Origin of the sequence: uncultured Campylobacter sp., from assembly GCF_938045225.1 — a bacterium.
GTDB lineage: Bacteria > Campylobacterota > Campylobacteria > Campylobacterales > Campylobacteraceae > Campylobacter_A.
Genome location: NZ_CALINL010000200.1, coordinates 1 through 8,871 on the forward strand (window position 1 = coordinate 1; position 8,871 = coordinate 8,871).

Annotated in this window: 12 protein-coding genes; 6 read left to right on the plus strand and 6 right to left on the minus strand. The window is 44.5% G+C overall.

Annotation, left to right across the window (positions count from 1 at the left end; all coding sequences use genetic code 11):
- Positions 1–352 precede the first annotated feature (352 nt).
- The 5 genes from Q0200_RS07360 to Q0200_RS07380 are packed head-to-tail and all read left to right on the plus strand — an operon-like array spanning position 353 to position 4,466.
- Complete coding sequence (locus Q0200_RS07360; RefSeq protein ID WP_297939711.1) at positions 353–1,111, plus strand: amino acid ABC transporter substrate-binding protein; 759 nt, start codon at positions 353–355, stop codon at positions 1,109–1,111.
- A 41-nt stretch (positions 1,112–1,152) separates the two neighbouring features.
- Complete coding sequence (locus Q0200_RS07365; protein WP_297939713.1) at positions 1,153–1,905, plus strand: amino acid ABC transporter substrate-binding protein; 753 nt, start codon at positions 1,153–1,155, stop codon at positions 1,903–1,905.
- Positions 1,906–1,911: 6 nt separating this feature from the next.
- Positions 1,912–2,580, plus strand: coding sequence for an amino acid ABC transporter permease (locus Q0200_RS07370; protein WP_185898187.1), 669 nt, complete (start codon positions 1,912–1,914; stop codon positions 2,578–2,580).
- Entirely contained in the window at positions 2,580–3,314 is a 735-nt protein-coding gene (locus Q0200_RS07375; RefSeq protein WP_297939718.1) for an amino acid ABC transporter ATP-binding protein, read from the plus strand. Before Q0200_RS07370 ends, Q0200_RS07375 begins: the two co-directional genes overlap by 1 nt.
- Before the next feature lie 15 nt (positions 3,315–3,329).
- The gene (locus Q0200_RS07380) at positions 3,330–4,466 is read left to right on the plus strand and encodes a PLP-dependent aspartate aminotransferase family protein (protein ID WP_297939721.1); all 1,137 of its coding nucleotides are present in this window, start codon (positions 3,330–3,332) and stop codon (positions 4,464–4,466) included.
- Positions 4,467–4,591: 125 nt separating this feature from the next.
- On the opposite strand, the gene Q0200_RS07385 is transcribed toward Q0200_RS07380, so the two are convergent.
- From Q0200_RS07385 to Q0200_RS07400, 4 genes are read right to left on the minus strand one after another with little or no spacing between them, the layout of a single operon-like run.
- Entirely contained in the window at positions 4,592–5,596 is a 1,005-nt protein-coding gene (locus Q0200_RS07385) for a TerC/Alx family metal homeostasis membrane protein (RefSeq protein ID WP_297939724.1), read from the minus strand.
- A 9-nt stretch (positions 5,597–5,605) separates the two neighbouring features.
- Positions 5,606–5,974 (minus strand): stress protein, tellurium resistance protein TerZ, encoded by a 369-nt coding sequence (locus Q0200_RS07390; RefSeq protein WP_297939727.1) that lies wholly within the window; start codon positions 5,972–5,974, stop codon positions 5,606–5,608.
- Entirely contained in the window at positions 5,971–6,573 is a 603-nt protein-coding gene (locus tag Q0200_RS07395) for a TerD family protein (protein WP_297939729.1), read from the minus strand. Before Q0200_RS07395 ends, Q0200_RS07390 begins: the two co-directional genes overlap by 4 nt.
- 9 nt (positions 6,574–6,582) lie before the next feature.
- The gene (locus tag Q0200_RS07400; protein ID WP_297939731.1) at positions 6,583–7,161 is read right to left on the minus strand and encodes a TerD family protein; all 579 of its coding nucleotides are present in this window, start codon (positions 7,159–7,161) and stop codon (positions 6,583–6,585) included.
- 96 nt (positions 7,162–7,257) lie between these two features.
- Between Q0200_RS07400 and Q0200_RS07405 the strand changes: the two genes are divergently transcribed.
- Positions 7,258–7,512, plus strand: coding sequence for a helix-turn-helix transcriptional regulator (locus tag Q0200_RS07405; RefSeq protein WP_297939733.1), 255 nt, complete (start codon positions 7,258–7,260; stop codon positions 7,510–7,512).
- Between the two features lie 228 nt (positions 7,513–7,740).
- Here the strand turns inward: Q0200_RS07405 and hemJ are convergent, their stop codons facing one another.
- Positions 7,741–8,175, minus strand: coding sequence for a protoporphyrinogen oxidase HemJ (hemJ, locus tag Q0200_RS07410; RefSeq protein WP_002944278.1), 435 nt, complete (start codon positions 8,173–8,175; stop codon positions 7,741–7,743).
- Positions 8,176–8,471: 296 nt separating this feature from the next.
- The coding region (locus Q0200_RS07415; RefSeq protein ID WP_297939741.1) for an NINE protein at positions 8,472–8,871 on the minus strand (400 nt) is incomplete at its 5' end.

Below are 8,871 nucleotides of genomic sequence, written 5' to 3' on the forward strand. Positions count from 1 at the left end.
AATTTTTATAAAATTTAAAATTTAATTTATAGTTCGATTTTATCGATATTCGAGCCGATTTTGTATCCAAAATTTATATCATTTAAAAAATAAAATCCAAAATTTTGATATAAATTTATTTTATCTTAAACTTTTTTTGCATAAAATCACCGCCAAATTTTACTCGAAAGGTACGCTATGAAAAACGATATGTGCGACATGTGTTGTTGCGAAATGAAAAGCTAGGGCGCTAGGCACGAATATCTTTTTAAGTGCTTAGCAAGTCGCTAAACATTTAAAAAGATATTTTCAACTCCGCACTCGCGGGCCTTTTTAGATGAATAGCCAACGATAAATTTAAAAAGGACAAAAAATGAAAAAACTACTAAAATCTTCTCTACTTGCTTTGGCGAGCTTCGCTCTTTTAACCGGCGCAAATGCAAAAACTCTCGAAAACGGCGTTTTGAAAATCGCGACCGAAGGCACGTATTCGCCCTACTCCTACCACGATAAAAACGACGCGCTAACGGGCTACGACGTAGAAGTGGCACGCGAAGTCGCTAAAAAGTTAAATTTAAAAGCGGAATTCGTCGAAGCTCCGTGGGATGCGATGCTTGCGGCATTTGATGCGGGCAAGGCCGATATCGTGTTCAATCAAGTAAGTATCACGGACGAGCGTAAGAAAAAATACGATTATACCGTTCCCTACACCGTCGCCTACGCTGCGCTAGTTACGCATAAAGACAATAATGAAATCAAAAGCTTCGAGGATCTAAAAGGCAAGAAGAGCGCGCATTCGGCAACTAGCAATTGGGCCGGTATCGCGCAAAAATACGGCGCGCAGATAGTCACCGTAGACGGCTTTAGCAAAGGGGTGGAGCTCATCATCAGCCGCCGTGCGGATGCGACGATAAACGACAGCGTGACCTTCTACGATTATATAAATCAGCGTCCAAACGCCCCGTTAAAAATAGCCGCTAGCGGCAGTGAGCCGATCTACTCCGCAGCCATCGTAAAAAAGGGTAACGAAGAGCTCGTAAACGACGTAAACAAGGCTCTTGGCGAGCTAAAAAGCGAAGGCAAATTAAAAGAGATTTCGGTCAAATACTTCGGCAAAGATATCTCGGAGTAAATTTTACCCGCATAAAAGCAGCTAAATTTAAAGGATAAAAAATGGTTTCAAAACTACTAAAAATTTTGGCTCTGGGTGCGTTTTTGACGCTAAATTTAAACGCCAAAACCATAAAAGAGGGCGTTTTAACGATCGCTACGGAAGGCACCTACGCGCCATTTTCATACTACGACGATAAAAATGAGCTAAAGGGCTACGACGTCGATATCGCTCGCGAAGTCGCTAAGAAGCTAAATTTAAAGATCGAGTTCTTAACCGCTCCGTGGGACGCGATGCTCGCGGCATTTGATGCGGGCAAGGCCGATGCGGTATTTAATCAAGTAAGCGTTACCGATGAGCGCAAGAAAAAATACGACTACGCACAGCCCTATACAGTCGTACATGGCGCCATCATCACTCATAAAGATAACGACGATATCAAAAGCTTTGATGATCTAAAAGGTAAGAAAAATGCAGACTCCGCTACCAGCAACTGGGCAAAGGTAGCCGCTAGCTATGGGGCGCAAAACGTCACGGTCGATAGCTTTAGCAAGAGCATGGAGCTTCTCGTTAGCAAGCGCGTAGATACCGTCGTGCGCGATAATATCGTATTTTACGACTTCATCAAACAGCGCCCGGGCGCTCCGGTTAAAATAGCCGCCGAGGGAAGCGATACCGACTATACCGCACCTATCGTGCAAAAGGGCAATACGGAGCTTGCGGGGCAGATCAGCAAGGCGATAGAGGAGCTAAAAAACGAAGGCAAGCTGGCTGAAATTTCGATCAGGTATTTCGGCAAAGATGTCTCGCGGTAGATGGCGATGAACGAATTTGACCGTATAAGCGAGCTTTTGCTAAGCTCGCTACAACCTATGGCGCTGGCGATGATAAAGGTGACGCTGCCTCTTACGGCGATCTCCTTTTCGCTGGGACTTCTTATCGCGGTGCTAACGGCGATCGCGCGCATAGCAAATATCAAAATTTTAAAGCAACTTAGCGAATTTTATATCTGGATATTTCGCGGCACGCCGCTTTTGGTACAGCTTTTTATCGTATATTTCGGTCTGCCGATCGTGGGCGTTACGCTCGATGTTTGGAGCGCGGCGATCATCACCTTTAGCCTAAATATCGGCGCTTACGCTTCCGAAGCCGTTAGGGCGGCCGTGCTTTCGGTGCCCAAAGGCCAGTGGGAAGCCGCTACGGCGCTTGGTATGAGCTATGCGCAAATTTTACGCCGTATAATCGCTCCGCAAGCCGCGCGTATCTCGCTGCCTCCGCTTTCAAATATCTTTATAAGCACGCTAAAAGACACCTCGCTTGCGGCTTCTATTACGATGGTCGATATGTTTATGGTCGCTCAGCGTATCGCCGCGCGCACTTTCGATCCGCTCACGCTTTACGTGCTCGCCGCGCTTTTTTACTTGATAGTCTGCACGTTTTTGACGTTTTTGCAAGCTAGGCTCGAGAAGAGATTTTCAAGGTACGTGTGATGATAAAATTTAAAAATTTGACTAAGAAATTCGGCGATAATGTCGTTTTAAACGGCTTAAATTTAGAATTTAAAGACGGCGAGACTACGGTTGTTTTAGGAAGCTCGGGCTCGGGTAAATCAACCCTGCTGCGTTGCATAAATTTACTCGAGATCCCGGACGGCGGCGAGCTTGAGCTTGGAAGCCATAAGATAAATTTCGCCGGTAAAATTTCGCAAAAAGATATGCTGCCCTTTCGCGAGCACACGGGGATGGTCTTTCAGAGCTTTAATCTATTTCCGCATCTAACGGCTCTACAAAACGTAACCGAAGGCCCCGTGCAGGTGCTTAAAATCCCGAAAGAGCAGGCAGAAATTGAGGCCCTGGCGCTACTTGAAAAGGTCGGGCTAAAGGGCAAGGAGCACGAGTATCCAAGCAGGCTCTCGGGCGGTCAATCGCAGCGAGTGGCGATAGCGCGAGCGCTTGCGATGAAGCCGTATTTTTTGCTTTTGGACGAGCCCACGAGCGCGCTTGATCCGGAGCTTGAGGCCGAGGTTTTGAAGGTCATCGGCGGCCTTAGCAAGGAGCGCGACTCGCTCATCATCGTCACGCACAATATGAACTTCGCTCGCAAAGTCGCGGATCGAATTTTATTTTTAGAGCGCGGCAATATCGAGTTTGACGGTACGGCGGAGGAATTTTTCAGCAGCGATTCGCCGCGTATAGTCAAATTTATCTCGGCGATGGATTTTTAAATTTAAAGGAAAAAAATGAAAATAGATACGCTAATCGTAAAAGGCCTCGAAGCCAAAAATAACCCTCACGGCGCGGTCGTTCCGCCTATCTATCTAGCCACGACGTTTGCGCAAGATGGTTTAGACAACTTTCAAAAGTACGCTTATTCTCGTAGCGCAAATCCAACGAGAAATGCATTTGAAGAGCTTTTTGCTAAATTTGAAGATAGCAAATACGCCTTTGCTCTAGCTTCAGGCATGGCGGCGACCTCGGCTGTTTTTAACCTGCTAAAAAGCGGCGATAAAGTACTTTTAAACAGCAATGTTTACGGTGGTACTTACCGCTACGCAAACGGTATTTTCGCAAATTTCGGGATCAAATTTGAACTCGTTGAAGATCTAAATAAAATCTCTCGTCTAGACGAAGACGTTAAGATGATATTTATCGAAACGCCGTCAAATCCGCTACTGCGAGTAACGGATATCGCCCGGCTAGCCGAGCTAGCTCGTAAAAACGGCGCGCTTGTCGTCGTCGATAATACTTTTTTGACGCCGTATTATCAAAAAGCCCTCAAATTTGGTGCCGATATCGTCGTTTATAGCGCGACGAAATATATCGGCGGACATGCCGACGTAATTGCGGGAATCGTGACTACGAACGACGATGCGCTAGCCGAGCGTATAGCTTTTATGAAAAATACTCTCGGCGCGACGCTAAGTCCCGCAGATGCTTATAATCTAATAAGAGGCCTCAAAACTCTTAGCGTTAGATTTGATAGACAAAGCGAAAATACGCTAAAAATCGTAGAATTTTTAGAAAAAAACTCGGCTGTTAAAGCCGTGTATTACGCAGGTTCATTTTCGGCCGAGGAAAAACGCATCCAAAACGCCCAAGCTAGCGGCATCGGCGCGCTAATCTCGCTGGAGCTAAAGGATGGCTACGACTATAAAATTTTTGCTAAAAATCTAGAACTTTTTGACCTGGCCGTTAGTCTTGGCGGCGTAGAGAGTCTAATCTGCCATCCGGCCTCAATGACTCATGAATCTTATTCGCAGGATTTACAAGCTAAAATCGGCATTACTCAAGGTTTGCTACGCCTTGCTGTCGGTATCGAAAATTCGGATGATTTGATCGCGGATTTGGAGCAGGCAATAAATAAAGCTAAAATTTAATTTTGCTTGCAAGCTCGAACAAATTTAACTTTATACTCGGTGCGCAAAATAGGCGTACCGAGTTTTGCTCAAACTTGGCTACAGAGCATATCAAAACGGTCATGTGCATAAATTTGATCGTTCTACTATTTTGTTTTAAATAAGCTAGCCAAAACTCCGATGCTTAAAATCCCCAAAATGATCCACAAGCTAACCTGTGCCGAAATCTCAAATCCGTGATGAAAGATATGTGCCGACGCGTTTAGGGCGAGCTTTGCTGCGATAAAAAACAAAAGCGCTATAACGGCTTTTTCTAAATATACCAAATAGTCTTTTAGTGCTTCTAGCACGAAGTAAAGCGTCCTAAGTCCCAAAATCGCAAAAATCATAGCCGAATAAACTATAAGCGGCTCACGACTCACGGCGATAACGGCCGGAACGCTATCAAAAGCAAACATAACATCGCTAAGTTCTATAACGCAAAGACACAAAAATAGCGGCGTAGCTATCCATTTTGCATTTAGTTTGGAGATTTGATCTTGCAGTTTCGTCTTTTCTTCTACTGAAATTTGAGTCGAAATCTCGTTATTTTTTACAAAAAAGCTATGCCCTAGAAGACGCGGAAAAACAGGGAAAAATCTATAAACCGCCCTGTAAGCTAGATGGTTTGAGTAGTCCTCTATCTCTTCGCCATCATCGCTCTTTTTCATCATCATTACCGCGCTATAAGCTACCATGATAGCAAAAACAAACTCCATCCACGGAGAAATCCCAAGTAGACTCGTTCCGACGGCTACAAAGACTAGCCTAAATATAACCGCTCCTATAATGCCAAAATACAGCACTCTGTGACGATAAATTTCAGGAATTTTAAACCACGAAAAAATTGCCGCCATAACGAATAAATTATCGATTGAAAGCGACTTTTCTAAAATATAACCTGAAAAAAATAGGCTCGCCGCCTCGCTACTAACGGCAAGATGCAGATATCCGCCAAATGCCGCAGCTACGACAATCCAAAATATAGACCAGAGCGCAGCTTGCTTTAACGATATCTTCTCGTCCTTCTTATGCGCGAAAAAATCTACCGCAAATGCCGTCGCTACAAATATGACAAAAACGATCGCAGTTTGAAATTCTAAATTATCCAAAAATTCTCCTTAATACCCGCAGCTTTGTTCGGGAAGCCCTCTTTGGCGGTTTAGCTCTTGCGCCGCCTTGCATGCCGAGTATGATTGCTTGCCGGCGCAATTTGCATTAAACCAGTCTATGAGCTGCGAATGCATACGGACGTTTTGATTGTATAAATTTACCTCTTCGCTTGAATACCGATTTACGAAAGTAGAATTTAACACTCTTTCTATCGCAAGCGCTTTGTTGTAAATTTTTACGCACTCTTGCATCATTGCATCGCTTATTACGGGTGCGTTGCCGTAAGTTTGCGCCGAGGGCGGGATCTCATAACCGCCCTCTATCTCAAATGCACCTAAAATCGCAATCGTAGCCGCTAAGAAAAATAAAATTTTCATAAGTACTTCACTACGGAATTTAAAATCAGCTCATCAAGCTTTCTATCGCTCGTAGGTTCGCCGATAGCCGAAAATTTCCACTCGCCGTTTCGCTTATACAGCTTGCCCAAAATCATCGCAACCTTATATGCAAATGCGCTATCTCGTACGATATTATACGACGCAAAGACTTTATTTACGCGCGTGGGCGTACCTTCGTAAAGTCTAATGCTAGCAAACGGAATTTTATCAAAGTCGATTTGATTATAAGAATTTAGCACGAAAAATATCTGCTCAACGTTTGAGTTTAAACGGCTAAGATCGACGCTGATTATTTCGTTATCCAGTCCGTCGTCGCCCCCTACGTCTCCGACCAAGTCATCGCCGCTGTGAAATACGCCCGGGGCTGATTTTTTACCGAAATAGACCACATCGCAAAACTGTTTGTTTGAGTCAAACATCGCAGCGCTTAGATCCAAATCCACCGGCTTTATCTTATCTCTAAAAAAGCCTTTTTCGGTTATGGCGCCCCAGTTTGCTCCTACGCAAAAGCTGTGCAGATGCCCGCCGTCGTCTTTGGCGAGCGATATTTTTTGTCCTTTGACCAAATTTATCGCCATGGCTTGCCCCTATACGTCTAGTCCAAACTGCCTGCAAAATCCAGCCAGTCCATCCTTAAAACCGCTTCCGTTAGCCGCGAAACGCCACTCGTTGTCTTTAAAGTAAATTTTACCGAAAGATACTGCGGTTTCGGTAGAAAAGTCCTCTTCTAAATCGTATCTGGCTATCTCTTTGCCGCTTCTTTCATCGACGATTCGTATAAACGAATTTCTTACCATACCGAAATTTTGCCTTCTAGCGACTGCTTCATGGATCGTGACGACTATGTCGATCTCTTTGACGCTCGGCGAAATTTTAGCTAGGTCTATTTTTATGGATTCATCGTCGCCGTCACCTTCGCCTGTGCGGTTATCGCCCGTGTGGACTACCGATCCGTCCGCGCTAACTAGGTTGTTGTAAAAGACGAAATTCTTCTCGTTTTCTACTTTGCCTGAAGCTCCTACCAAAAACGCGCTCGCATCTAGGTCAAATTCCGCTCCCGTATCGCTAGTATTCGTATCCCAGCCAAGTCCTACTAAAATTTTGCTTAGCCCTGGAGCTTCTTTGCTCAAACTAACTCTACCGCCCTTTGATAAATTTACCGCCATTTTGGCCTCCTTTAAAATTATTTATCCTATAGGATATAGATTTGAAGATTTTATCTAAATAAAGTTTAAGTTTAACTTTACCTATAGGATAAAATAATGGGCGAAAATTTAGCTTTTTTTAGCGCCGATGAGATACGAAATTTCTATCTGCAAATTTCTACAAACGTCCGAAAACTGCGTGAAAATAAAGGCATTAGCCAGCTCGATATGGCGCTAAGTATGGATATAAAATCGGTCGCATTTTATTCAAACTGCGAGAGTTGCCGATACGATAAACACTTTAATCTTGAGCATATTTATAAAATTTCAAAAATTTTAGATGTAGAGGTTGGGGAGATTTTTAAATTTTAGCAATTTAATTTGAGTTAATGTCGTTTGGGAGACTGGGTTTAATTGGGTTAAGTGATGAAAAATCGGTTCAACTTTGTATGCCGAATTCGTAAGATACGGCTCGAAAACGCGCCAATTTTATACGCCTAATTTGCAAGATATAATTCAAAAAATATAAGAATAAATTTAACTTCTCGATCCCGAGACAAAGCAGTTTCGCTCTGCCTCGGAGTATGTATTTAGCGCGGTTTAAAACGGCTTATACACCATCATCCAGATGATGATAACCATCGCGATAGTCGGCACTTCGTTGTAAGCACGAAAGAACATACCGCTCTTGTTACAGCGTTTCTCGCGCAGCTGCACCATATAGCGGCCAAGATCCAGATGAAACGCCGCGAGGATGACGACGACGGTGAGCTTGACGTGCACGTAGCCGCTGCGCAAAAGCTCAGGCATCGCTACGATGATCAAAATGCCCGTCAAAAACGTGCCGATCAGCGCGACCCAGCCGATGTAGTGGTACATCTTGTACTCCTGCACCTCGACGACGCGCACGAAGTCGGGTTTGTCCATATTCTCCGCGTGATAGACGTAGAGGCGCGGCTGATAGAACAAAAACGCCATCCACGAGATGAAACACAAGTAGTGGAAGTACTTGATGAGGTTGTAATACTCTGCCATTTTTTTCTCCTTTTAATTTTTATTTTAGAGGCTTGTCTTTTTGTCCTATACTTCGCTTTGCTTCCCTTGCGGTCGCAACTGCAAGCAGAGGCTTTAAAATTTGGCTCGGTCATTACCGACGAGGTAACTCCCGTCGCCAAATTTTAAAGCGCCTCGTCTAGAACAAAAATCCTATGCCTTATCGTTTTACATTCAAATTTGCAAATTTGATTCGCCGAGACCCGCGCCTCGAAAATGCTAAATTTGACCGATCGCGATTAGAAAATCGATCAAATTCTCGAAAATTTAGTAGGCTTTCACCCTAGCAAAATTTCCTTCCTTGCCTCAAATTCCTCTTTGCTTATAGCGCCGCTCTCGTACAGCTCGTAGAGGCGTCTAAGCCGCTCCTCGAGGTCTTGTGCACGCAGTTTGTCTTTTAACGCTTCTTTTTTCTGATTTTTCTCGACCGCCGCGCCGGTTAAGCGCAGATCAAAGAGCCACCACACGCCCCAAAGCACCCAAAATACGTAGCCGACAAGCGCCCAAGCTAGGCTATATCCGATGAAAAACAGCGCCATCATCGCAAAGCCGCTCACGAATTTGCCCAGATAAAATCTGTGCCCGCCAAACCAGCCCGTAAGCAGCCAAAGCGCGTAGGCTATATAAACGTTATCGCCCATTTTTAGCCCCTTTTCGCCCCGCGGCAAAGCTCTGCCA

Coding starts and splice junctions, on each gene's coding strand:
- Q0200_RS07360 (WP_297939711.1), top strand. CDS start 353: ATGAAAAAACTACTAAAATCTTCTCTACTTGCTTTGGCGAGCTTCGCT.
- Q0200_RS07365 (WP_297939713.1), top strand. CDS start 1,153: ATGGTTTCAAAACTACTAAAAATTTTGGCTCTGGGTGCGTTTTTGACG.
- Q0200_RS07370 (WP_185898187.1), top strand. CDS start 1,912: ATGAACGAATTTGACCGTATAAGCGAGCTTTTGCTAAGCTCGCTACAA.
- Q0200_RS07375 (WP_297939718.1), top strand. CDS start 2,580: ATGATAAAATTTAAAAATTTGACTAAGAAATTCGGCGATAATGTCGTT.
- Q0200_RS07380 (WP_297939721.1), top strand. CDS start 3,330: ATGAAAATAGATACGCTAATCGTAAAAGGCCTCGAAGCCAAAAATAAC.
- Q0200_RS07390 (WP_297939727.1), bottom strand. CDS start 5,974: ATGAAAATTTTATTTTTCTTAGCGGCTACGATTGCGATTTTAGGTGCA.
- Q0200_RS07395 (WP_297939729.1), bottom strand. CDS start 6,573: ATGGCGATAAATTTGGTCAAAGGACAAAAAATATCGCTCGCCAAAGAC.
- Q0200_RS07400 (WP_297939731.1), bottom strand. CDS start 7,161: ATGGCGGTAAATTTATCAAAGGGCGGTAGAGTTAGTTTGAGCAAAGAA.
- Q0200_RS07405 (WP_297939733.1), top strand. CDS start 7,258: ATGGGCGAAAATTTAGCTTTTTTTAGCGCCGATGAGATACGAAATTTC.
- hemJ (WP_002944278.1), bottom strand. CDS start 8,175: ATGGCAGAGTATTACAACCTCATCAAGTACTTCCACTACTTGTGTTTC.